The sequence below is a fragment of the Xanthomonas sp. BRIP62409 genome (assembly GCF_003992965.1).
Classification (GTDB): Bacteria; Pseudomonadota; Gammaproteobacteria; order Xanthomonadales; family Xanthomonadaceae; genus Xanthomonas; species Xanthomonas euroxanthea.
The window spans coordinates 15,194-36,459 of record NZ_QEZJ01000012.1; the positions used below are offsets into that span (position 1 = coordinate 15,194).

The following is a 21,266-nucleotide window of genomic DNA, read 5'->3' on the forward strand; positions in this document are numbered from 1 at the left end:
GCCGACGCCACCGTCGTCGGCCCCGTCTTTGTATGTTGATTCGCTTATAGCGCAGGCAGCATGTTCCATACGACGGGCGCAGCCGGCGTGGCTACAGTCGAGCCATGTCATCTTTCGCCACCCGTTCGTCCAGGCCCAACGTGCTGCTGCTCTGCGGTTTGCTCTGCGATGCCACCATCTGGCAGCCGCAACGCGAGGCGCTGAGCGATCTCGCCGCGGTGCAGGTGCTGGACTTCGCCGGCTTCGACAGCATCGCGCGGATGGCCGCACACGTGCTGGCCGTCGCCCCGCCGCAGTTCGCCGTGGCCGGCCATTCGATGGGCGGGCGGGTGGCGCTGGAGATCATGCGCCAGGCGCCGCAACGCGTGCAGCGCCTGGCCTTGCTGGACACCGGCATTGCGCCACGCCGCGATGGCGAGCGTGAACAGCGCGCAGCTTTGGTGCAGCTTGCCCACACGCAGGGCATGCAGGCGCTCGCACGGCAATGGCTGCCACCGATGCTGCATCCGGACCGGCACGACGATGCCGGGTTGATGAATCCCCTGATCGCGATGGTGCAGCGGCATAGCGTGCAGGCCTACGCCGGGCAGATCCATGCGTTGCTGGAGCGCCCCGACGCCGCGCCGGTGCTGGCGCAGATTCGCTGCCCGACCCTGCTGGGCGTGGGCCGGCAGGACGCCTGGAGTCCCCTGGCCCAGCACCAGCAGATGGCGCAGCAGATCCCGCACGCACGGCTGGTGGTCTTCGAAAACAGCGGGCATATGGCGCCGCTGGAAGCCCCCGCCGCCGTCAGCGCAGCAATGCGCGACTGGCTGCAGGAGGCGTGATGGCAATCGGGTCCGGCCGGCGACGCGCGCGCTGTCGTTGACCAGGATTGCCGGTTTATCAGCAGCGACTTGAGGAGGCTGCATGCACGACGATGCATCGATCATCATTGCCTGCGAGCAGGTGATTCGCCAATTCGCATTGCTCAACGATCGGCATGACCATGAAGGCCTTGCCGCATTGTTCACTGCCGACGGCGTGTTCGCCCGGCCCAGCGCACCGGAGCTGCCGGTGCACGGCCGCGAGGCGATCCTGTACTCCTTCCGCGCCCGCCCGCCGCGCACCACTTGCCATCTGATGCTCAACACCCTGGTCAGCATCCAATCGCCGACCGTGGCGCACGCGCACAGCAAGGTCCTGCTCTATACCGCCGCGGACACTTCGACAGCACCGCCCTGGGCGGCCCAGTCGCCTGCGTTGCTCGGCAGTTTCGACGACGTGCTGGTGCGGGAGCAGGAGCGCTGGCTGTTCAAGCAGCGGCTTGGCGCCTTGCTGATGCGCATCGGCGCCGATTGATCAACTGCCTCGCATCCGTTCCTGGACACACAGCCGGATGGCGCCCCCGTCGTCGCCTGCCGCAGCACCGCTTTCCTCCCCCACGTCGCGCCCGCAGTCATCCATCCATCGCATTGGAGAATCGCCTAGTGGAACGCGTGAGCTCATCTGCCCGTTGTGCCGTTGCACTGCCACGGTTGTCGTCGCATCGGCATCGTGTCCTGACCCTGGTCACCCTGCTGGGTGCCGGCCTGCCCGTTGCGGTGTCCGCGCAAGCGGTGCCGGAAACCGCTGCACCGCCGCAGGGCATCAATCTGGGCGGGACGAGTTTTCTCGATGGCTTCGGCTCCTCGACGCCGGGCTGGACGGTGATCGAATATCTGCGCCATTACGACTTCGACGCGATCAAGGACGCGCGCGGCGACGATGCGGCCGCCTTCCGCGATCCCAAGGTCGGTGTCAGCGTCCTGCTGACCCAGCTGATCTACGTCACGCCCTATCGCTGGAAGCGCGCGTCGCTGAGCTTCAATACGATCGTGCCGCTGGTCAACTACGACACGTCCTTCGCTGCAGACAGCCCGGTGCAGCTACGCGGCAACGGGTTCGGGATCGGCGATATCTCCTTCGGGCCGGCGCTGCAGATCGACCCGGTGATGCGCAACGGACGTGTCCTGTTCTTCCAGCGCTTTGCGATCGATGCGTTCGCCCCGGTGGGCAAGTTCGATCGCGATGCCGCCATCAACCAGAGCACCGGATTCTGGTCGGTGGCGCCGCATTGGGCATTCACCGTGCAACCCAGCGACACCTGGGAGATCAGCATGCGGGTCAACTATCTCTACAACTTCCGCACCGATCGCGCCGGCGGCGTACCGCCGATCCCGGGGTTCGGTTTTCGCAATGGTCAGGCCGGCGATCTGGTGTGGGCCAATCTGGCCAGCTCGGTGAAGGTCAGTGAGCAGCTGCGCCTGGGCATCAACGGGTATTACCTGCAGCAGCTGCAGGACAACCGCACCAACGGGCAGCGTGTACCCGACAGCAAGCGCATGCAGTTCTATCTCGGGCCGGGGCTGTCCTGGCGGCTGGATGCCGACAACCTGCTGAATTTCAATGTCTACCTGCCGGTGGAGGTGAAGAACTCGGTGGCCGGCACCAGTGTCAATCTGATGTTCGTGCATTCCCTTTAACGTGGAAGCACGCACATATGCGCAGCATGCACGCCGGGGCGTCCGCGTGCGTGCTGCGGCGCAGACGGATGCAGCACGCTGCTGCAGGCAACGCTGCATGCAGCGCAAGCCCGGGTAGTCCTACGTTCGAGTTCTGAGCTGTGCAGGCTGCTGCGCCAGGCCAGTGCACGCTGTCCGCACCAAACCCCTGCGCGCGTCAGATGCCCATGCTGTGGCGCTGGGTATTGGCGTGCTCGCGGAACAACAGCTCCGCACGCGCGCCATCGCGTTGTTCGATGGCCGAGACGATGGTGCCGTGCTGCCGATGTCCGTAGTACAGATCGTCGTAGGCCAGCGTGGGCGAGCGTTGACCGAACACCACATTGACCGGGCTGACGAAGGGCACCACGGTGCAGCGGTCCACGGTCTCGGTCAGGATCGGTTTGTCGGCGGCCACCACGATGGCGCGGTGGAAGCGGGCATTCATCGCGCCATAGGCCTGCTCGTCGTCGGCATTCAGGCTGCGCGTGGCCAGGATCCGGTCGCCTTCGGCGAGACAGGCATGCAAGGTGGCCAGCAGCGTGGCGGAAGCGCCCCGTTCGGCGACGGCGCGTGCGGCCATGCCTTCCATCAAGGCGCGCACCGCCAATGCGTCCAGGCTTTCCTGCTGGCTGAAACGTCGCACTGCATAGCCGCGGTTGCCTGCCTGTACCAGCAGGCCTTCCTGGCACAGCGCGGGCAGGGCCTGACGGATGGGAGTGCGCGAGATGGCCAGTCGCTCGGCCAGGGCAGCCTCGGTGATGCGCTCACCCGGGGCGAAGGTGCCGCACAGGATCAGTTCGCGTAGCTGCTGGACCGCTTGCAATCGGTGGTTGTTCGCCATTGGCTCCATTCTCTCGCGCCGTACTGCGGCGCACGTTCCTTCGAAGGGGAAAACTCGCAATCCCGGTATAAAAAACCTTGCAGATCAGATCGCTTGGTGGCACTTTGGATCCCAAGGATACCGTTTTGGCGGTCCCGAGTGGCCAGTCGGCGCTATTGGGATCCCGTGGCAGGACGATTTCGGCTCAATCAATGATGCGCAATCGGTCACTGCCAGTGGCCGGCACGTATCGCAGGAGTGCAGCATGGCAAGCATCATCGGCGGCATCGGAACCTCGCACGTTCCCACCATCGGGGTGGCCTACGACAAGGGCAAACAGCAGGATCCCTTGTGGAAGCCGTTGTTCGACGGCTACACACCGGTGGCTGCCTGGTTGGCCGAGCAGCAGGCAGACGTGCTGGTGTTCTTCTACAACGACCATTGCACGACGTTCTTCTTCGACCTGTACCCGACCTTCGCCTTGGGCATCGGCGAGCGCTTCCCAGTGGCCGATGAAGGCGCAGGGCTGCGCAATCTGCCGCCGATCCGCGGCGATGTGCAGCTGCAGGCGCATATCGCCGAATGCCTGGTCAACGACGAATTCGATCTGACCGTCTTTCAAGACAAGCCGATCGACCATGGCTGCGCGGCGCCGCTGCCCTTGCTGTGGCCGCACGTGCCGGACTGGCCGGGCACGGTGGTGCCGATCGCGATCAACGTGCTGCAGTACCCGCTGCCGACCGCGCGCCGCTGCTATCGCCTGGGCCAGGCAGTGCGGCGGGCGATCGAGTCCTATCCGGAGGATCTCAAGGTGGTGGTGGTGGGCACCGGCGGGCTGTCGCATCAGATCCACGGCGAGCGCACTGGCTTCAACAACACCGAGTGGGACATGGAATTTCTGGACCGCTTCCAGCATGCGCCGGAAACGCTGACCGATCTGACCCATACCGATTACGTGCGCCTGGGTGGGGCCGAGAGCGTGGAGCAGATCATGTGGCTGGCGATGCGTGGCGCGCTGGGCGGGCCGATCCGCAAGCTGCACCAGAACTACTACCTGATGACCACCACCGCGATGACGGTGGTGTTGTACGAGCCGGGTGTCGAAGCTGCTGACGCGCCGTCTTCGGCGCAGTTGCTCGCACACGCCGCGCATACCGCAAACGCGGCATGAGGGCCGACCCATGAATCCGCAAGTACAGGGCATGGACCAGATCGGCGGGACCTACCTGTTCGATCTGCGCACCAGCAACCGCGCGTTGCGCATCAACCGATTCTTCTGGCATATGATCCGCGCCCCGTGGCGCGATCGCTTTCTTGAGGATTCCGAAACCCTGATGCAGGAAGCCGGCCTCACCGAGCACGAAAAGGCGCTGATCCGTGCACGCGACTGGCTCGGCCTGGTGCAGTACGGCGCCAACTTCTTCGTCATCGAAAAATTCGCACGCGTGGTGCGCATGACGAATCTGCAGGTCTACGCCATCATGCGTGGCGAGTCCTTCGAAGACTTCATGCAGACACGGCGTGTGCCCGATGCACGCTGATCTGCAGGCGGCGGCCAGGTGCCGTCGCGCCGCACTACCTGACTTCCCAACGTAAGGTCTACCCCCATGACCATGTCCTCCGTGTTCTTCGAACACCGCATCAAGGTCCGGCATCTACGTGTCATCGAGGCGCTGGACCGGCAGAAAAGCCTGCTGCGCGCCTCACGCGTATTGAACGTCACCCAGCCCGCGTTGACGCGTGCCCTGCAGGAGATCGAGGAGATCGTCGGCGCGCCGCTGTTCGAGCGTCACTCGCGTGGCGTGCGCCCCAACGCGATGGGCGAGGTGCTGGTACAGACCGCGCACGTCGTGCTTGGCCAGTTGCGCCGCGCGCAGGACACCTTCGAGGGTCTGCTGCAGGATGACGCACTCACCATCACCGTGGGCGCGTTGCCGGTCGCGGCGAGCGGCCTGTTGCCGGCCGTGCTGGCTGCGTTGTATCGCGCCGAACCCACGCTGCGGGTGCGCCTGCTGCATGGGCGTACCGACGAGCTGCTGCCCAAGCTGGCCGGCAACGAGATCGACCTGGTGGTGGGCCGGCTGTATCCGCTGGCCCGCTACGACGCATTGATCCGCAAGGTGCTGTACCAGGATCCGATCGCGCTGGTGGCGCGCAGCGATCATCCGCTGTTTGCCAACGGCCAGGTGCGCATCGGCGAAGCCGCCGCGTATCGCCAGGTGCTGCCGACGCTGAGCCAGCATGTGGAGCGCGACGTGGCGCAGGTGATGCGCGAGCACGGGCTGGCCACGCGCGATCAACTGCGTTCCAGTTCGGCCAGCTTTACCCGCGAGATCCTGCTCGGCACCGACAGCGTTGCCGTGATGCCAAGCATGATGGTGGCCGGGGATATCGCACGTGGCGAGCTGCGGGCCTTCCAGCTGCAACAGCCGTCGCAGGCGCGCGCAGGCGGGGTGATCTATCGCGATGGCAGTGCCATCCACAAGCCCGGCGTGCGCTTGCTGATGCGTGAGCTGGAGCGCCAGCTGGCGGTCATGGCCGGGCAGGGTGCGGTGTGGGTGGACGACCAGATCAGCGAGGACAACCTGTTGCTGGACGAGTCCGCGTGATCGATTGAGCGCTGCAACCGCGGCAGCAAGCTGCGGCTGCGTCGCAAGCCGCCGCCGCCGCGCCGGATGCATACGACGGGCAGCGCAGGCTGCCCGTCGTGCTGTCGGGGCGTTGGTCGCTGCCGCACCTGGGCAGTGCGGTGCGAAAACGCGGGGCGTTGCCAGCTGCGCGCGGCGCGATCGCCCGGCATGCATCACGCCTCGCTGGCCAGGGCATCTTTCAGGCGCGCTTTCTGCAGCTTGCCGGTCGCGGTGCGCGGCAGCGCCTCGACCACGCGCAGATGCTTGGGCACCTTGTACTTGGCCAGTCGTTCGATCAGATAGGCGCGGATCTGCTCCAGATCCGGCGCGTCGTCGGCCGGCACGATCGCCAGGTAGCCCACTTCCCCCCATTGCGGGTCGGCGATCCCCACCACCGCGCATTCGCGTACCTGCGGATGGTCGGCAAGCACCGCCTCGATCTCGGCCGGATACACGTTCTCGCCGCCGGAGATGAACATGTCCTTCTTGCGATCGACGATCCAGAAAAATCCATCGGCATCGCGTCGCACGATGTCGCCGGTGTGGAACCAGCCGTGGGCGTCGCGCGCGTCGGCGCTTGCCTGCGGATCGCGCCAGTAGCCGGGGCTGAGGTTGGGGCCGCGCAACAACAGCTCGCCGGGCACGCCGACCGGGCAGTCGTTGCCATCGCCATCGACCACGCGCGTCTGCACCGACGGCGCCGAAATGCCGACCGCGCCCAGCTTGTCGCGGATCACCGCGCAGTCCACCGACATGCCGAACACCGTGCCGGCCTCGCTCATGCCAAAGCCGCTGACCATCGGGATGCCATCGTCCAGCCAGCCGAGCAGGTCATCGCTGGCATGCGGCGCGCCGCCGCTGACCAGCGCAGTGAGATGCCGCAGCGCGGCTGCATCGAAACCGGGCTGGCTGCGGAAGGCCTGCATCATCTGCGGCACGCCGACGTAGTGGGTGATGCCCAGCGACTGGTCGCTCAGCCAGCCCAGCGTGCGCCTGGGTTCGAAGCCGTTGGAGACCTGGATCGAGCCGCCCACCGCCAGCACCGGGCGCACGTTGGTGGCCAGGCCGATGATGTGGAACATCGGCGCTTCGCACAGGAAACTGCTGCCGGCCTCCACGCGCGTGGTGACGCCGAAGTTGTGTGCCACCTGCTGCAGGTTCTGCTCGCTCAGCATCACGCCTTTGGGCTGGCCGGAGGTGCCTGAGGTGAACAGGATCAGGCTGACGCGGTCGGGGGGAATCGCCGCCGTGTCTGCCGGTTCCAGCGTCTTCGCCGCGTCGACGAAATCGGCCAGCGCCTCGACATCGGCGCGCCCTGCAGCAACGTCGTCACCCAGCAGCAGGCGCGGCTCTGCGCGTTGCAGCAATGCATCTAGTTCGGTTGCACTCAGCCGCCAGTTGAGCGGCACGTAAATCGCGCCGACGCGTGCGCAGGCGAAATGCAGCGCCACCTGCCAGACCGAGTTGCGTGCCAGCACGGCGAGCCGTTCGCCATCGATGCAGCCGCGCCTCTGCAGCAACGCGGCCAGACGGCCGATCAAGGCGTCCAGCTCTGCGTACGTCCATTGCTGGTCCAGCAGCAGGTCGCGGGCGGCAAGCCGGTGCGGGGTGAGGCGGGCGTGGAAGGAGATCGAGTCGGTCGGCATGGTCATGGCGCTGTCTTCCGAATGCAGATGGGGGAGTGACTGGCGTGAGTGCGACGGCTGCGGCTGAAGGTTGATACGTGCGCCCGATCCGCCTGGCGAACGTTCACCAGAGAGTGCGGGTGCGCCGCAGGAGGCGATGGACGAGGCGGTGGCTGCCACCGCGTTGCGACCGCACTTGCTCTGGTATCTGTGCGGTCGCTGGGCTGAAGGGCCTAACTGAGATAGATGGTCTTGGTCTCGAGGAAGGCATGCAGTCCTTCGATGCCGCCTTCGCGGCCGATCCCGGAGTGCTTGACCCCGCCGAAAGGCATGTCGAAGTCTACCCACATGCCATTGATCGCATGACTGCCGCTGCGCACGCGGCGGGCGATGCGATAGGCGCGATCGGGATCCTCGCTGTAGACCGTGCCGTGCAGGCCGAAGTCGCTGGCATTGACCTTGGCGATCAGGTCGGCCTCGTCGTGATAATCGATAAAGCTCACCACCGGGCCGAAGATCTCCTCGCGGGCGATGGTCATGTCCGGGGTCACCTCGGCAAACACCGTTGGTTCGAGGAAGAAGCCGCGCGGCAGATGCGTGGGGCGGCCGCCACCCATGACCAGGCGCGCACCCTCGGCGCGGCCCTGTGCGATGTAGGACTGCACGCGTTCGAGCTGGCGGCCAAGCGCCAACGGACCCATGCCGGTCTCGGCAGCGAACGGATCGCCGAGCTTGAGCGCGCCGATGGCCGCGCAATACGCCTGCAGGATGTCGTCGCGTCGCTGCGCCGGCACCAGCACGCGGGTGAGCGCGAAGCACACCTGGCCGGTGATCGGCATCGAGTAGGGCACCAGGCTGGGCAGCACCTTGGCGATGTCTGCATCGTCCAGCACGATCGCGGCGGACTTGCCGCCCAGCTCCAGCCCGACCCGCGCCAGACGCTCGGCGCAGGCCATCCCGATCAGCCGCCCGGCCTGGGTGGACCCGGTAAAACTCACCTTGTCCACCTGCGGATGGCGGATCAGGTGTTCGCCGACCTCGCGACCACCCGGCAGCAGATTGAACACGCCATCGGGCACGCCGGCCGCGCTGATGCACTCGGCCAGGATGTAGGCATCGATCGGCGTTTCCGGCGAGGGCTTGGCCACCACCGTGCAACCGGCCGCCAGGGCGGCAGCGACCTTGTAGCAGAGCAGCACCAGCGGGGCGTTCCAGGGGGTGATCGTGGCGACCACGCCCACCGGCTCCTGCACGATGTGCACGCGGCCGCCGTTGGCGCGTGCACGGGGCTCCACGAACGGATGGGTCGCGATCAGGTCGCCGTAATAGTCGAACAGGCCGGGCGCCTGCTGCGAGGCGCGGCGACTGAAGCCGATGGTGGCGCCGACCTGTCCGGTCCAGGCCTCGGCCAGTTCCGGTAGGCGCGCACGCAACTGCGCGGCCACGCGCTTGAGCACGACGCCACGCTCTTGTGGCGATAGCTGCGGCCAGGGGCCGGTGTCGAACGCGGCGCGCGCGGCGGCGATGGCCGCCTCGGTGTCGGCAGGCGCGGGCTCGGTGTAGCGCAGCAGGCGTTGTTCGGTGTGCGGTGCAATCACATCGACGTCGCGATCGCCGCTGCTTGCGCGCCACTGGCCGTCGATGAACAGGCCCAATGGCCCACGCGCAGCGATCCCGCGCAGGGTTGCGGACAAGGCTTCCATACTCCCTCCTCGGTGCAGAAAACCACTGGCAGCGCCAGCGATGCGTGGGGTGCACGCATCGCTTCAGGCGCCCTGGGAACTGCTCAGGCGCTGTTTTTGGTCAGGTCGTATTCGCCCAGGCCGGGCTTGTAGCTCTTCTCGTCGATGAACTGACGGATGCCTTCCTTGCGGGCGTTGTTGTCGAACGAATTGGCCGCTTCCTGCATGCGCACCAGATAATCTTCGGCTTCGTCGTAGGTCATGGTGCCGACGCGACGCACGGCATCCTTTGCATACTTCAGTGCGACAGGGTTCTTCTTGAGCAGCAACTGGGCCACTTCGCGGGTCCGTGCTTCCAGCCGTTCCAGCGGCACGCTTTCGTTGACCAGGCGCCATTCGGCGGCCTTCTTGCCGTCGACCATTTCGCCGGTCAGCGTCATCCACATCGCATCGCGCATGGACAGCAGCTCCACCGCGACCTTGGTGACGCCGCCGCCGGGCAGGATGCCCCAGTTGATTTCCGACAGGCCGAACTGCGCCTCGTCGGCGGCGATCGCCAGGTCGCAGGCGAACAAGGGCCCGAAGCCGCCGCCGAAACACCAGCCATTGACCATTGCGATGGTGGGTTTCTGGTACCAGCGCAGGCGGCGGAACCATCCGTAGGACTCGCGCTGCGAGCGACGCACGCCACGCAGGCCCTGTGCCTCGGTCTCGCGGAAGTATTCCTTCAGATCCATGCCGGCCGACCAGGCCGTACCTTCGCCGCCGAGCACCAGCACGCCGACGTTGTCGTCGAATTCCAGCTCGTCCAGCACGTCCATCATGCGGCGGTTGAGCGCCGGGCTCATCGCGTTGCGTTTGTCGGGGCGTGCGAACTTCACCCAGGCAATGCGGTTTTCGATGCGGACCGATACCACGTCATGCTCGTTCAAGCGGCGTCTCCTTCGAGTCGGTACAAGGTGGGAATCACAGGTCTTCGGCGAGCGCGGTGTCCGCCACGTTTGCCCGTTCCAGCGTGGCGCTGGCGTTCAACTTGCAGAGCAGGCGCAGCAGGGTCTGCTGCTCGCTGGCTTGCAGGCCGGTGCAGGTACGCGCAACCGCCCGTGCCAGGCAGCCCTGGGCAGTGGCGAGCGTGCGCTCGCCAAGCGAGGTGAGATACAGGCCCTTGCTGCGTCGGTCGCGGCCGGCCAGGCGTTCGATCAGGCCCTGCTCGGCCAGCGCGTTGGCGATCTTCATGCCGGCAGCGCGATTGACCAGCAGGCGGTTGCCCAGTTCGGTCTGGTCGCAGCCGGGCTGGTCGCGGATATGGATCAAGGCGGTGACGCGCGCCGGAGTCAGGTGCAGTTCGGCCAGTTCCTGGCGCGCGGCGTGGCTGGAGGCCAGGGTCGCCAGTTGCAATTGATAGCCAAGGTCTGCGGCAAGGGCCAGGCGAGCAGTCATCGATCCGTCCAAATTGTATCCGTTAAATACAATCTAGCCGACCGAAGCGGGCACTGCAAGAGGTTGTCGCGGTCACAAACGAAGCAGCGTGCGCGCCTGCGTAGCGCAGCCGCGCACGCTGCTGACCAATACCTTACTGAATCAGCCAGCCGGCCATCTGCTCGCGGCTCAGGTGGCCGCTGTGACGCGTGTCGAGCGCGTCGAATTCCTCTGCCAGTGCCGGGTTGGCCTGGGCCTCGGCGCGACTGATGCGGCCGTCGCCATCGGTATCCAGCGCCTGGAAGTCGATGCGGTAGCTGCCGACCACGCTATTGGGCTGGATCGAGCGCACGATCACGCTGGCCTCGCCGCGTGGACGCTCCAGCTGGGCCTGATGGGTGACCTCGCCGCTGGACAGCGGCTGAGTGCGAATCACATTGGGAACCTCGATCAGCGGCACGCTGCTGGTCGGCGTCGGCGTCTGTTGCGCGAGCGCGTGGCCGCCGAACAGCAGCAGTACGGAAAACGAGGCAATACGAACGGTGGTCATCAGGTCCCCCTGATGTGGAACAGCCCGCAAGCATAGAGGCTGGCGGGCGTGTTGAGGTGCGTGCACGCTGCGCCCGGCGTACGGCGACAGCGTCTGCGTGTGCCAGGCGACCGTCGGTGCGGCACGAGATGCGCCATCGGCCAACCGGGACCGGAGCCGGGAACCCACCGCCGCACCGCAGCTTCGGACAGTGCACCCGGCTCGCCGCTCAGCCCGGGATGAACGGAAACACGATCTTCAACAAGCCCTTCAGGCCACCCTCGGCAGTGCTGGTCACCGCCTTGGCGCCGAGGCTGTTGAGCGCGCGCCGGACATCTTCCCAACGCAGTTGCGCGATGTCCTTCTTCAGCAGATCCGCCACTTCCTCTGCCGTGGGCGTGAGCTTTTGCAGTTCGCGCACGGTGGCCTGCGGATCCGGCTGCAGATAGCCCCAGCGCTCGGCGACTTTCAGCAGCGTGTCGAAGCGCACCGCGACCACTTCGCGATTGCGCTCGTACACCGGCAAGGCACCGACATCCAGGATGGCCTGCTCGAATTGCTGCGCGTCATCGGGGTGTTCGATGCGCACCGCCAGAAACCCTTCCTTGCGGCTACGTTCGCTGACGTGCTTGGCGCCGGAGCGCAGGTTGTCTTCGGTGAGCACGTTGGCGACGATGCGCTGCATCGCCGCGTCGCCTTCCTCGGGCACCAGCGAGCGCCAACGCGCATAGCCGTCGCGACGCAATGCCTTGACCTTGGCCGAGGTCACCCGCAGCTGCAGCGCGACCATCGCGTTGGAGCTGTTGCGCGAGATGGCGCCATCGCGTTCGAGCAGCACGAAGATCAGCAATTCCAGGTCGCGCTTGGTCAGCGACTGGAATCCCTGCAGCAGGGTCAGGCGCAGGAATTCGTTGCCGAAGGCGGCCGCGTCCTTGAGTTCGATCGGTTGCATGGGGAGTCCTCCACGGGTGACCTGCAGGATGCCAGCGCGCTGTTGCGCGACCTGAGAACCGTTGCGACGCGCGCAGCAGTTTCAGCGTCCGGTTTCGCGGCCCGGGCGATCGGACCTGAACGTTTCAACTGCGCCACGATCCTGCAGGGTGACGAACACCTGTTTGCCATCGCTGCCGCCGAACGCCACGTTGCTGGCCTTGCGGCCCTTCAACGCGACCGTGCGCAGCAACGTGCCCTGCGGCGAGACCACCGCGATCTGCCCGGCATCGTAGCGGGCGATGTAGAGATTGCCGTCGGCATCGCAACGCATGCCATCCATGCCGAAGTCCGGGAAGCTGATCAGCAGGCGTTTGTTGCGCAGGCCGCCATCGACGCGGTCGTACACCCAGACCTTGCGCGACATGCTTTCGTTGACGTAAAGATGCTTGCCGTCGGGGCTGACGTCCAGCCCGTTGGGCGTGGTCATGCCCGACTCCATCAACTGGACCACGCCCTCGCGGCTGATGTGCCACAGGCGGCCGCTGTTTTCCTTCCAGTTCGGGTCGCTTGCATAGAAGCTGCCATCGGGCGCAAGCGCCAGGTCATTGGGACCATCGGCGTCGGGCAGCGAGGCGAAGGTGCTGACCGCACGCGTGCGCAGGTTCACCTGCAGGATCTTGTGGCCGGTGAAATCGGCCACGTACATCGTCCCGTCGCGGAAGCGGATGCCATTGCCGGTGCTGCCGTCGGGCAAGGTCACGAAGACCTCTGCCTTCGCGCTGCCATCGGCGTGCAGCGCAATGCGCGCGATGGTGCCGTCCTTGCCCAGATTCACTGCATACAGCGCGCCATCCGGTCCTGCCGCAGGGCCTTCGGCATTGTGGGTGAAGGCGCCATCGCCGATCAGGTCGCGCGCAACGAAGGGCGCATCGTCAGCGATTGCCAGCGAGCTGGACAACAGCAACGCCAGGGGCAGGAAACGACGGCGGGCGACAGCGGTCATGCGGCATGCTCCAGATGGGATCGTTGCCAGTGTGCCAGAACGTGCGCAGCGGCCATGGCGGTGATCACGCGCGATCAAGTAAGGTGCCCGGGCAGTATTGGCCGACCAGCGACCAACAGCACCACTGCGCCCATCTGCGGGCAGTGCGATTGGGACGTGGTGCGGCATGTATCCACTGACACTCCGGTGCGCGTGCGTCGTCATCGACTGATGACCGCACGCGATGGTGTCAGCCGCTCTCAATCTTGCGAAGGAGGTTTGCATGTCCGTGGAATCGATCACACGTCGCCGTCTGCTTGCCGCGTTCGGCGGTGCAGGCATCCTGCTGGCTGCGCCCGGCTGGGCATTGCCGAAGAAAAAGCCGGGCAAACCGCTGAATGTGGCGCTGGCCGGCCTGGGCAGTTATGCCAGCGAGCAACTCGCGCCGGGCCTGGCACTGACCAAGCATTGCAAGCTGGCGGGCATCGTCACCGGCACGCCCTCGAAGATTCCGCAGTGGCAGGCCAAGTACGGCATCGCCGATCGCAACGTCTACAGCTACGAGAACTTCGACCGGATTGCCGACAACGACGACATCGACGTGGTGTACATCGTCACGCCCACCCACCTGCATGCGCCGCTGACCCTGCGCGCGGCGGCGGCCGGCAAGCATGTCTGGTGCGAAAAGCCGATGGCGATGCATGCCGGCGAATGCGAGGCCATGATCGCGGCATGCAGGCGCAACAAGGTGGCGCTGGCGATCGGTTACCGCATGCAGCACGAACCCAATACGCGCCGCCTGATCGCGATGGCCAGCGAGAAGCCGTTCGGCGCGATGCAACGCGTGCGTGCCGAGGCCGGGTACAACGGCTACCACGATGCGACCAAGGCCGATCGTCCGTGGCGCTTGCGTTCCCAGTTCGGCGGCGGGGCGATGTACGACATGGGCGTGTATCCGCTCAATGCCGCGCGCTACACGGCGGGCAGCGAACCGTTGGCCGTGACCGCCAAGCGCTGGACCGATCGCCCGGAGCTGTTCGACGAAGTCGACGAGCATATGGACTTCACGCTGGAATTTCCGAATGCGGTGCGTGCCGAGTGCAAGACCAGCTTCGGCAAGAACATGAATGTGCTGCGCGCCGAGTGCGAGCGCGGCTGGTATGAGTTGTCGCCGTTCCAGAGCTACCAGGGCGTGACCGGCAAGGCCAGCGACGGGCGCGTGTTCGACGCCAAGGTGCCGCACCAGCAGGCACTGCAGATGGACGAGGACGCGCTGGCGATCATCAACGGCACTCCGCTGCGCGCACCTGGCGAAGAAGGCCTGCGCGACATCCGCATCGTCGATGCGATCTACCGCTCGGCCCGCGAGGGCAGCAAGCGGATCGTGCTGTGACCGCAGCCTGCTCCGTCGAGCGACGGAGCGGGCTGGCCCTGATCTGAGAGAGCGGACTGGCTCAAGCCAGCTTGCCGCCACCAAGAGCTAAAAAGGCCTTCGCGTACGAGGAGGCCTTTCAATCCGACGCTGGAGCACATGCTGTGCCATCGTGCGGGACCAGCGCCTGCTGCGAGCCGTACGCCTACTCAGGTGCTCTGCATGGGCCCCAGGAGTGGTGTCATGCACATCAGCACGCTGCCACTGGCCAGTACCACAGCAATTCCGCCGCCAATCACCCGCCTTTACGATTCCCGATTCCCGATTCCCGGCTCTTACGATTCCCGAATCCCGAATCCCGGCCCTCAGCCCCGCATCGCCAGCACCGTGATCTCCTCACGATCGTGATACAGCTGCTTGGCACGCACGATCAGCGATTTTTCGGCCTGCTGTTCGAACAGGTCCAGGCATAGCCGGGTTTCGTCCCAGCGCTTTTTCATCGGCAGCTTGAGGTTGAAGATGGTGTTGCGGCACCAGCCTTCGCGGATCCAGGTGGCCATGCGTTCGGCCACGCGGCGCGGTTGCTCGACCATGTCGCAGACCATCCAGTCCAGCGCCTGCGCAGGCTTCCAGTGAAAGCCGTCGGCACGCAGATGCTCGACCAGGCCGGTTTCCAGCACATGCTCGCGGAGCGGGCCGTTGTCGACGCTGGTGACATGCAGGTGCTGGCGGGTGAGCACCCAGGTCCAGCCGCCGGGCGCCGCGCCCAGATCGGCGGCGCGCATGCCTGGCTTGACCAGCGCTTCGCGTTCTTCCGGTGCGAGCAGGGTGAGCAGGGCTTCGTCGAGCTTGAGCGCCGAGCGCGATGGCGCCTCCGGCAACAGCTTCAGGCGCGGAATGCCCAACGGCCACGGCGCGCTGTCGGCACTGTCGGCCACCGCCAGCAAGGCATGGTCGCCATCGAGAAAACAGACATGCAGCCGCGCCAGGCGCGGCTGCGGTTTGTCGGTCAGCAGGCCGGCCTTGCGCAAGGCCGGACGCAAGGCATTGCCGAAACTGCGTGCCAGCCCGGCCAGCGGCTTGCCCGCGTCCGAATCCGGGTGTTCCACCCACAGGTCGCCGAAACGCGGCTGGCCTTCCAGTGCGGCCAGGATCGGCGTGATGCGGTCCTTGGGGTCGATGCCCTTGAGTTCGGCAACCACCACCAGCTTCTGCCGCGCGAAGATCAGCTCGCGCCAGTGCAGCCTGGCGGCCAGTTGCGCGGCCTCATCGCAGACGAACAGCACATAGCCGTCGTTGCGCTGGGTTCGCGCATAGCCGGCGATGCCGACGAAGGCGGCGCGCGCGCTCAACTCGGCGGCCAGCTCCGGCTCGAAGCCCTGGCGGCAGTAACACAGCAGGCCGCTCATCGCAGGGCCTGGCGTGCGCGATCGTTGCGAGGCAGGTCAATAATGGTCACCGCCGCCCTCGCCATAGGTGCGCAACACCGCGCAGGCCTGGTCGCGATGCACGTCGCGCACCACCTCGATGCCGCGACGGGTGAGCTCGCCCACCCAATCGGCCGGCAAGGGGCCTTCGTCGAATTCGGTCAGCGCCATCACGTCTTCGGCGCGTGCGCCGATCAGCAGGCGGTCGATGCCGGCCCACACCGTGGCGCCGTAGCACTGGCAGCACGGCTGTGCCGAGGTGGCCAGCGTCACCGGCGACAGCACATCGTTCAGGCGCGGCGTCTGCAGGCGTTGCTGGGCAAGCATGTAGGCCATGTTTTCGGCGTGCGCCAGCGAGGTGGTCTGCGGCACCACGCGGTTCACCGCCGCGGCGATGATGCGGTGGTCCGGGCCGAACACGACCGCCCCGAACGGGCCGCCGCTGCGCTCATGCACGTTCATCCGCGACAGGTCGATTGCCAGCGCCACCTTGTCCTCGTCGCTGGGATAGGCGCGGCTGTCGTCGACATGCGCGTGAATCCAGTCGGGCAGCGTGAGGTGGACTTGCGCGTAAAGCATCAGTGGACCATTTCTGTAGAGGGGGGAGCGGGGCGCAGTGTATCGGCCTGGGCGTCCTTTGCGGCACATTGCCCGGCCACGCACTGGCAGGCGCTGATCTCGCGGAAGCCGCACACGCTCATCATGCCGCTGGCCTGGCATTGCGCCTGCACGCCCTTGGGGTCGGTGGCACTGTTGACGTTGACGCAGGCCGGAAATGCGCCGCAGCAGTTGCCGACGTTCTTCACCGTGCAGTCGGCGTCGGTGCGACAGGTGGTGGTGACGGTGATCGGCTTGCCACTTGCCGGACTGGTTGCCGAGCCGGTCGCTGGAGGCGGCGTGGCCGTATCGGCCGGCGGTGCGGCGCAGCCGACCGACACCAGACAGGCCAGCAACAGCATCGAGCTCAGACACCGGGACAAAAGACGGGACATGCGGCCGCTCCGATCAGGACAGGTGAACGGCCATGGTAAGCCCCTGCTGCGTGGAGTGCGGCTGGACCTGGGCACCGGCACACATCCGGGGCGCCGGGGCCTGCGCGCGTTGTGCCCGATGGGCCGGCTGTGGCGGGCGCGTGGCCGGAACACGCCTGCGGCGTCGGTGCAGTCAGCGCTGTCTGCGCAGTGCCCGGTTGCAGCGGGTGGCAAGGTCCAGTTGCTGCATGCTTTCGTCGCGGCGATCGCTGGGCAGATCGTCCTCTGACCGGCCCGGAAGCAGCGTGCAGAACACCTCGGCCGGGGTCACCGCGGTCGAGGCGGGCGGCTGCGGCGAGCAGGCCGCCAGGCCGATCGACAGCGAAAACACCGCGCTGCGCAGCGTGTTTGCAGGCGGGCGTGAACATGGTTGGGGGAGACACATGGCGGCGTTCCTGACGGGCACAGCCTGCAATCTAGGCCGCTACGCGCATCAGCCGCCGGCGTCATTTCGCTTCCGCATGCAGTGCTGCGCACCACAGCACGCCGACCAGCAGGCAGGCGATGGCGGCCAGCTCCAGCGGCGTGGGCAGGCGCATTTCCCAGGCAAAGCCGTACAGCAGCGCAAAGACCGTTTCGAACACGATCATCTGGCCCACCAGGGTCAGCGGCAGCACGCGGCTGGCCCGGTTCCACAAGGCGTTGCCGATCACCGAGGCCAGGATGCCCAGCAACAGCGAAATGCCCCAGAAACCCGCCCAGTCGATCGGCGCATGTGGTGCGCTGCCGAGCAGGGCAGCCGGCGCCAGCAGGAGTGCCAATGCGCCGGTGACCACGCCGGTCAGCAGCGACCAATCGCCCCCGGACAGGTCCGGCCGCCGTCGTAGCCAGCGCGCATTGCCGATGGAATAGGCCGACCACGACGCCAGCGCACCGAACGCACAAAGCAGGCCGGCGATGCGGGTGGCGCGATCGCTGGCGTGGTGACCGGCATCGTGCTGCAAGGTGTCCAGGGCGACCAGCGCCACGCCGATGACGCACAACACGCATGGCGCAGCCAGGCGTCGCAGCTGCACCGCGCCTGCGGCGCGCGTGCCGATCACGGTGACCACCACCGGCAACAGGCCGATGATCAGCGCGGTCGCCGCGCTGCCGGCCCACTGCACCGCGCTGCCGAGCAGCACGTAATAGATCAGGTTGCCCAGCAGGCTCAGACGCACCAGCGCCCACCATTCGGCCCGCCCCAGCCGTGCAGCGGTCTGCCGCGCGCGCGGTGCCAGTACCAGGGCGGCGACCGCGCCATAGGACAGATAACGGGCAACGGCCAGTTGCAACGGCGTAAATGCCGCCAGCAACTGCGGCGCCAGAAACACCAGTCCCCATAACGCGCCTGCACCGATGCCGCAGGCAACACCGACCATCAAGCGCTCACGCATCGTGCTGCTCCTTCATGCCATGCGCCATGCAATGAAGTGCGGCACGCAGTCTCCATTGCGCTTGTTCATTACTTCAAAAGACACCGCGCTGCGGTGGCTTCGCGCTGCTTGCCTATTTGCGGTGACAGCCATCAGCGGCCGATCGCGCCAGCCAGGCCGGCTTGGCTGCCTGCCGCCATATCCGCGCCGGATGGCTGGCCCCCGGCGCGGTTCCGACTCACTTGGCCCAGGTGTCGCGCAGGGTCACGCTGCGGTTGAACACCGGCGTGGCGGCGCTGTGGTCGCGGCGATCGGCAACGAAGTAGCCGGTGCGCTCGAACTGGAACGACTGCTCGGGCGCCGCCTGCGCCGCGCTCGGCTCCACATAGCCGCGCACGCTGCGCTTGGACTCCGGGTTGAGATAGTCGCGGTAGGTCTTGCCTTCGGACTCGTCATCGGGCTTTTCCACCGAGAACAGACGGTCGTACAGGCGGATTTCCGCTTCCACCGCATGTGCGGCGCTGACCCAATGAATGGTGCCCTTGACCTTGCGGTTGGAACCGATCATGCCCGGACGCGATTCCGGGTCCAGCCAGCCGCGCAGCTCGACGATCTCGCCCGCAGCGTTCTTGATCACCTCGTCCACGCGCGCAATGCCGGCGCCGCGCAGGCGAATCTCGCCACCGGGCACCAGACGCTTCCAGCCCTTGGGCGGAACCTCGGCAAAATCCTCGCGCTCGATCCACAGCTCGCGCGCAAACGGCACCTCGCGCGTGCCGAAGCTGTCGTCCTTGGGGTGATTGGAAAACTGCAGCGTCTCGGCGTGGCCCTCGGGCAGGTTGGTCAGCACCAGCTTGAGCGGGTCGACCACCGCCATGCGGCGCGCCGCAGCCGCATCCAGGTCCTCGCGCAGGCAGCCTTCCAGCACCGAGAAATCGATCAGCGAGTTCTGCTTGCTGATCCCCACACGATCCACGAACAGGCGCATCGCCGCCGGCGTATAGCCGCGCCGGCGCAGGCCCTGCAGCGTGTACATGCGCGGGTCGTCCCAGCCATCCACCAGCTGTTCTTCCACCAGCGCGGTGAGCTTGCGCTTGCTCATCACGGTGTAGTTGATGTTCAGGCGCGAGAACTCGATCTGGCGCGGCTTGGCGGCCTCGCGCGGCAGGCCCTTGTCCAGCAGCGGCTGCAGCAGCTCCGGATGTGCGGCCAGGTCCACCTTGTCCACGCACCAGTCGTAGAGCGGGCGGTGGTCTTCGAATTCCAGCGTGCACAGCGAATGGGTGATGCCTTCCACCGCATCGCCCAGCGAATGCGCGAAGTCGTACATCGGGTAGATCGGCCAGGCGTTGCCGGTGTTCTGGTGCTCGACATGCTTGATGCGGTACAGCGCCGGGTCGCGCAGGTTGATGTTGCCGCTGGCCATGTCGATCCTGGCGCGCAGGGTGCGCGCGCCATCGGGGAATTCGCCGGCACGCATGCGCCGGAACAGGTCCAGGTTTTCCTCGACGCTGCGCTCGCGAAACGGCGAATTGCGGCCGGGCTCGGTCAGCGTGCCGCGGTACTCGCGCACCTGTTCGGCGGACAGGTCGCAGACGAAGGCATGGCCGTCGCGGATCAGTTTTTCCGCAGCCAGGTAGTACACCTCGAAGTAGTCCGAGGCATGGCGCAGCTGCGCCCATTCGAACCCCAGCCAGCGCACGTCGTCCTGGATGGCGACCACGAACTCGGGGTCTTCCTTGGCCGGGTTGGTGTCGTCCAGGCGCAGGTTGCACAGCCCGCCGAATTCGGCCGCCAGGCCGAAATCCAGGCAGATCGCCTTGGCGTGGCCGATGTGCAGATAGCCGTTGGGCTCGGGCGGGAAGCGGGTGCGGATGACCGTGTGCTTGCCGCTGGCCAGATCCTCGCGGACGATCTGGCGGATGAAGTCTTTCTTCTCCGCCGGGGCGGTGGCGTCGGTGGCTAGGGTCTCGGACATGCGCGCATCAGCAATAGGTAAACCGCAAGTTTAGGCGGTGGCACCGGTTTAGGGGTAGGCGGCGGGGGATGTTGCGTGGTGGGCCGGTGCTTTCCGCTGTGGCGTGAAGCGCCAGCAGGCCCGTTGGCCGGTGCCACCAACGCCACCCGGTGGGGCCATGGGCCTGCTCAAGTCCGCTATTGGCTGAAACATGTGGCTGTCGGCGAGACGGTCGCGCCGGTGGGTGAAGGCGGGCCGGGAGCGCCCGATCGGCCACGGCTGGCGGTCGCCGGCCCCGACGCGTACGCTGCGCCGACCTTCTGCAGCGAGCAGCGCATGCCTTTGCCCCGCCTGGTGATCGGCGACAAGACCCTGTCTTCCTGGTCGCTGCGCCCGTGGCTGCTGCTGCGGCACTTCCAGGTACCGTTCGAAGAAGTCCGCCTGCCGCTGGACACGCCCGAGTTCCAGGCGCGCATTGCCGGTTATTCGCCGACGCGCAAGGTGCCGGTGCTGTGGGACGACGCCCTGCATGTCTGGGACTCGCTGGCGATCTGCGAGTACGTCAACGAGCGCTGGCTAGACGGTCGCGGCTGGCCCGTGGACCTGGCCGTGCGGGCGCAGGCGCGCGCGGCTGCGGCTGAGATGCATTCGGGCTTCGTCGCGTTGCGCACCCAGCTGCCAATGAACCTTGCTCGTCAGCCCGGCCCCGCCCACTGGGACGCGGCCGCCGAGCGCGACATCACCCGCATCCAGGCGCTATGGGCCAGCCTGCGCGCCGAGCACGGCCATGCCGGGCAGTTCCTGTGTGGCGACTTCGGCATTGTCGATGCCATGTTCGCCCCGGTCGCGTTGCGTTTTGCCAGCTACGGCGTACCACTGTTCGAGACTGCCGGGGATTACCTGGCCGCGCTGGATGCGCTGCCGGCACTGCGCGAGTGGACGCAGGGCGCCGAGCGCGAACGCCTGGAGCGCGGCTGAC

22 protein-coding genes are annotated in these 21,266 nt (G+C 66.6%); 8 read left to right on the plus strand and 14 right to left on the minus strand.

What is annotated here, in order from left to right; translation table 11 throughout:
• Nucleotides 1–104 precede the first annotated feature (104 nt).
• The 3 genes from EO170_RS02365 to EO170_RS02375 all read left to right on the plus strand — a co-directional run bounded on the left by EO170_RS02365 (nucleotide 105) and on the right by EO170_RS02375 (nucleotide 2,504).
• Nucleotides 105–827, plus strand: coding sequence for an alpha/beta hydrolase (locus EO170_RS02365; RefSeq protein ID WP_104649456.1), 723 nt, complete (start codon nucleotides 105–107; stop codon nucleotides 825–827).
• Between the two features lie 82 nt (nucleotides 828–909).
• Nucleotides 910–1,341: a nuclear transport factor 2 family protein gene (locus EO170_RS02370; RefSeq protein ID WP_104649457.1), complete on the plus strand. Its 432-nt coding sequence runs from the start codon at nucleotides 910–912 to the stop codon at nucleotides 1,339–1,341.
• Between the two features lie 128 nt (nucleotides 1,342–1,469).
• Entirely contained in the window at nucleotides 1,470–2,504 is a 1,035-nt protein-coding gene (locus EO170_RS02375) for a transporter (RefSeq protein WP_126942266.1), read from the plus strand.
• Between the two features lie 196 nt (nucleotides 2,505–2,700).
• Here the strand turns inward: EO170_RS02375 and EO170_RS02380 are convergent, their stop codons facing one another.
• Nucleotides 2,701–3,375 (minus strand): GntR family transcriptional regulator, encoded by a 675-nt coding sequence (locus EO170_RS02380; RefSeq protein WP_104585007.1) that lies wholly within the window; start codon nucleotides 3,373–3,375, stop codon nucleotides 2,701–2,703.
• A 235-nt stretch (nucleotides 3,376–3,610) separates the two neighbouring features.
• Between EO170_RS02380 and EO170_RS02385 the strand changes: the two genes are divergently transcribed.
• The 3 genes from EO170_RS02385 to EO170_RS02395 all read left to right on the plus strand — a co-directional run bounded on the left by EO170_RS02385 (nucleotide 3,611) and on the right by EO170_RS02395 (nucleotide 5,954).
• A complete protein-coding gene (locus EO170_RS02385) occupies nucleotides 3,611–4,516 on the plus strand; it encodes a gallate dioxygenase (RefSeq protein ID WP_104585009.1) in 906 nt (301 codons plus the stop codon).
• 10 nt (nucleotides 4,517–4,526) lie between these two features.
• A complete protein-coding gene (locus EO170_RS02390; RefSeq protein ID WP_039523676.1) occupies nucleotides 4,527–4,886 on the plus strand; it encodes a protocatechuate 3,4-dioxygenase in 360 nt (119 codons plus the stop codon).
• A 66-nt stretch (nucleotides 4,887–4,952) separates the two neighbouring features.
• A complete protein-coding gene (locus EO170_RS02395) occupies nucleotides 4,953–5,954 on the plus strand; it encodes a LysR substrate-binding domain-containing protein (RefSeq protein ID WP_104585011.1) in 1,002 nt (333 codons plus the stop codon).
• Between the two features lie 194 nt (nucleotides 5,955–6,148).
• Here the strand turns inward: EO170_RS02395 and EO170_RS02400 are convergent, their stop codons facing one another.
• The 7 genes from EO170_RS02400 to EO170_RS02430 all read right to left on the minus strand — a co-directional run bounded on the left by EO170_RS02400 (nucleotide 6,149) and on the right by EO170_RS02430 (nucleotide 13,166).
• Entirely contained in the window at nucleotides 6,149–7,627 is a 1,479-nt protein-coding gene (locus tag EO170_RS02400; RefSeq protein WP_126942269.1) for an AMP-binding protein, read from the minus strand.
• A 206-nt stretch (nucleotides 7,628–7,833) separates the two neighbouring features.
• Nucleotides 7,834–9,303 carry an aldehyde dehydrogenase gene (locus tag EO170_RS02405; RefSeq protein ID WP_126942272.1) on the minus strand — a complete coding sequence of 490 codons (1,470 nt, stop codon included), beginning with the start codon at nucleotides 9,301–9,303 and terminating at the stop codon, nucleotides 7,834–7,836.
• Nucleotides 9,304–9,386: 83 nt separating this feature from the next.
• The gene (locus tag EO170_RS02410) at nucleotides 9,387–10,214 is read right to left on the minus strand and encodes a p-hydroxycinnamoyl CoA hydratase/lyase (protein ID WP_016900748.1); all 828 of its coding nucleotides are present in this window, start codon (nucleotides 10,212–10,214) and stop codon (nucleotides 9,387–9,389) included.
• A 34-nt stretch (nucleotides 10,215–10,248) separates the two neighbouring features.
• The gene (locus tag EO170_RS02415; protein WP_104585082.1) at nucleotides 10,249–10,722 is read right to left on the minus strand and encodes a MarR family winged helix-turn-helix transcriptional regulator; all 474 of its coding nucleotides are present in this window, start codon (nucleotides 10,720–10,722) and stop codon (nucleotides 10,249–10,251) included.
• Between the two features lie 133 nt (nucleotides 10,723–10,855).
• The gene (locus EO170_RS02420; RefSeq protein WP_126942275.1) at nucleotides 10,856–11,251 is read right to left on the minus strand and encodes an EF-hand domain-containing protein; all 396 of its coding nucleotides are present in this window, start codon (nucleotides 11,249–11,251) and stop codon (nucleotides 10,856–10,858) included.
• Nucleotides 11,252–11,459: 208 nt separating this feature from the next.
• Entirely contained in the window at nucleotides 11,460–12,182 is a 723-nt protein-coding gene (locus EO170_RS02425) for a hypothetical protein (RefSeq protein WP_119130779.1), read from the minus strand.
• A gap of 81 nt (nucleotides 12,183–12,263) precedes the next feature.
• Complete coding sequence (locus EO170_RS02430; protein WP_126942277.1) at nucleotides 12,264–13,166, minus strand: SMP-30/gluconolactonase/LRE family protein; 903 nt, start codon at nucleotides 13,164–13,166, stop codon at nucleotides 12,264–12,266.
• 262 nt (nucleotides 13,167–13,428) lie between these two features.
• Between EO170_RS02430 and EO170_RS02435 the strand changes: the two genes are divergently transcribed.
• Nucleotides 13,429–14,538: a Gfo/Idh/MocA family oxidoreductase gene (locus EO170_RS02435; protein WP_115676190.1), complete on the plus strand. Its 1,110-nt coding sequence runs from the start codon at nucleotides 13,429–13,431 to the stop codon at nucleotides 14,536–14,538.
• A gap of 344 nt (nucleotides 14,539–14,882) precedes the next feature.
• On the opposite strand, the gene rlmM is transcribed toward EO170_RS02435, so the two are convergent.
• The 6 genes from rlmM to EO170_RS02465 all read right to left on the minus strand — a co-directional run bounded on the left by rlmM (nucleotide 14,883) and on the right by EO170_RS02465 (nucleotide 20,308).
• Nucleotides 14,883–15,926, minus strand: coding sequence for a 23S rRNA (cytidine(2498)-2'-O)-methyltransferase RlmM (gene rlmM, locus EO170_RS02440; protein WP_126942280.1), 1,044 nt, complete (start codon nucleotides 15,924–15,926; stop codon nucleotides 14,883–14,885).
• A gap of 36 nt (nucleotides 15,927–15,962) precedes the next feature.
• Nucleotides 15,963–16,523, minus strand: a complete 561-nt coding sequence (locus EO170_RS02445; protein WP_104585025.1) for a nucleoside deaminase — start codon at nucleotides 16,521–16,523, stop codon at nucleotides 15,963–15,965.
• Entirely contained in the window at nucleotides 16,523–16,936 is a 414-nt protein-coding gene (locus EO170_RS02450) for a hypothetical protein (protein ID WP_104585027.1), read from the minus strand. Before EO170_RS02450 ends, EO170_RS02445 begins: the two co-directional genes overlap by 1 nt.
• A gap of 172 nt (nucleotides 16,937–17,108) precedes the next feature.
• Entirely contained in the window at nucleotides 17,109–17,360 is a 252-nt protein-coding gene (locus EO170_RS21420; RefSeq protein ID WP_126946864.1) for a hypothetical protein, read from the minus strand.
• Nucleotides 17,361–17,421: 61 nt separating this feature from the next.
• Nucleotides 17,422–18,351: a DMT family transporter gene (locus EO170_RS02460; protein ID WP_104649468.1), complete on the minus strand. Its 930-nt coding sequence runs from the start codon at nucleotides 18,349–18,351 to the stop codon at nucleotides 17,422–17,424.
• A 217-nt stretch (nucleotides 18,352–18,568) separates the two neighbouring features.
• A complete protein-coding gene (locus tag EO170_RS02465; RefSeq protein WP_126942286.1) occupies nucleotides 18,569–20,308 on the minus strand; it encodes a glutamine--tRNA ligase/YqeY domain fusion protein in 1,740 nt (579 codons plus the stop codon).
• A 315-nt stretch (nucleotides 20,309–20,623) separates the two neighbouring features.
• Here EO170_RS02465 and EO170_RS02470 point away from each other — a divergent pair, with 315 nt between their 5' ends.
• The gene (locus EO170_RS02470; RefSeq protein WP_126942289.1) at nucleotides 20,624–21,265 is read left to right on the plus strand and encodes a glutathione S-transferase family protein; all 642 of its coding nucleotides are present in this window, start codon (nucleotides 20,624–20,626) and stop codon (nucleotides 21,263–21,265) included.
• Nucleotide 21,266 lies beyond the last annotated feature (1 nt).

Excerpts from the sequence above, each read along its gene's own strand:
- EO170_RS02365 (WP_104649456.1), top strand. The coding sequence starts at position 105 with ATGTCATCTTTCGCCACCCGTTCGTCCAGGCCCAACGTGCTGCTGCTC.
- EO170_RS02370 (WP_104649457.1), top strand. The coding sequence starts at position 910 with ATGCACGACGATGCATCGATCATCATTGCCTGCGAGCAGGTGATTCGC.
- EO170_RS02380 (WP_104585007.1), bottom strand. The coding sequence starts at position 3,375 with ATGGAGCCAATGGCGAACAACCACCGATTGCAAGCGGTCCAGCAGCTA.
- EO170_RS02385 (WP_104585009.1), top strand. The coding sequence starts at position 3,611 with ATGGCAAGCATCATCGGCGGCATCGGAACCTCGCACGTTCCCACCATC.
- EO170_RS02390 (WP_039523676.1), top strand. The coding sequence starts at position 4,527 with ATGAATCCGCAAGTACAGGGCATGGACCAGATCGGCGGGACCTACCTG.
- EO170_RS02395 (WP_104585011.1), top strand. The coding sequence starts at position 4,953 with ATGACCATGTCCTCCGTGTTCTTCGAACACCGCATCAAGGTCCGGCAT.
- EO170_RS02400 (WP_126942269.1), bottom strand. The coding sequence starts at position 7,627 with ATGACCATGCCGACCGACTCGATCTCCTTCCACGCCCGCCTCACCCCG.
- EO170_RS02405 (WP_126942272.1), bottom strand. The coding sequence starts at position 9,303 with ATGGAAGCCTTGTCCGCAACCCTGCGCGGGATCGCTGCGCGTGGGCCA.
- EO170_RS02415 (WP_104585082.1), bottom strand. The coding sequence starts at position 10,722 with ATGACTGCTCGCCTGGCCCTTGCCGCAGACCTTGGCTATCAATTGCAA.
- EO170_RS02420 (WP_126942275.1), bottom strand. The coding sequence starts at position 11,251 with ATGACCACCGTTCGTATTGCCTCGTTTTCCGTACTGCTGCTGTTCGGC.
- EO170_RS02425 (WP_119130779.1), bottom strand. The coding sequence starts at position 12,182 with ATGCAACCGATCGAACTCAAGGACGCGGCCGCCTTCGGCAACGAATTC.
- EO170_RS02430 (WP_126942277.1), bottom strand. The coding sequence starts at position 13,166 with ATGACCGCTGTCGCCCGCCGTCGTTTCCTGCCCCTGGCGTTGCTGTTG.
- EO170_RS02435 (WP_115676190.1), top strand. The coding sequence starts at position 13,429 with ATGTCCGTGGAATCGATCACACGTCGCCGTCTGCTTGCCGCGTTCGGC.
- rlmM (WP_126942280.1), bottom strand. The coding sequence starts at position 15,926 with ATGAGCGGCCTGCTGTGTTACTGCCGCCAGGGCTTCGAGCCGGAGCTG.
- EO170_RS02445 (WP_104585025.1), bottom strand. The coding sequence starts at position 16,523 with ATGCTTTACGCGCAAGTCCACCTCACGCTGCCCGACTGGATTCACGCG.
- EO170_RS02450 (WP_104585027.1), bottom strand. The coding sequence starts at position 16,936 with ATGTCCCGTCTTTTGTCCCGGTGTCTGAGCTCGATGCTGTTGCTGGCC.
- EO170_RS21420 (WP_126946864.1), bottom strand. The coding sequence starts at position 17,360 with ATGTGTCTCCCCCAACCATGTTCACGCCCGCCTGCAAACACGCTGCGC.
- EO170_RS02460 (WP_104649468.1), bottom strand. The coding sequence starts at position 18,351 with ATGCGTGAGCGCTTGATGGTCGGTGTTGCCTGCGGCATCGGTGCAGGC.
- EO170_RS02465 (WP_126942286.1), bottom strand. The coding sequence starts at position 20,308 with ATGTCCGAGACCCTAGCCACCGACGCCACCGCCCCGGCGGAGAAGAAA.
- EO170_RS02470 (WP_126942289.1), top strand. The coding sequence starts at position 20,624 with ATGCCTTTGCCCCGCCTGGTGATCGGCGACAAGACCCTGTCTTCCTGG.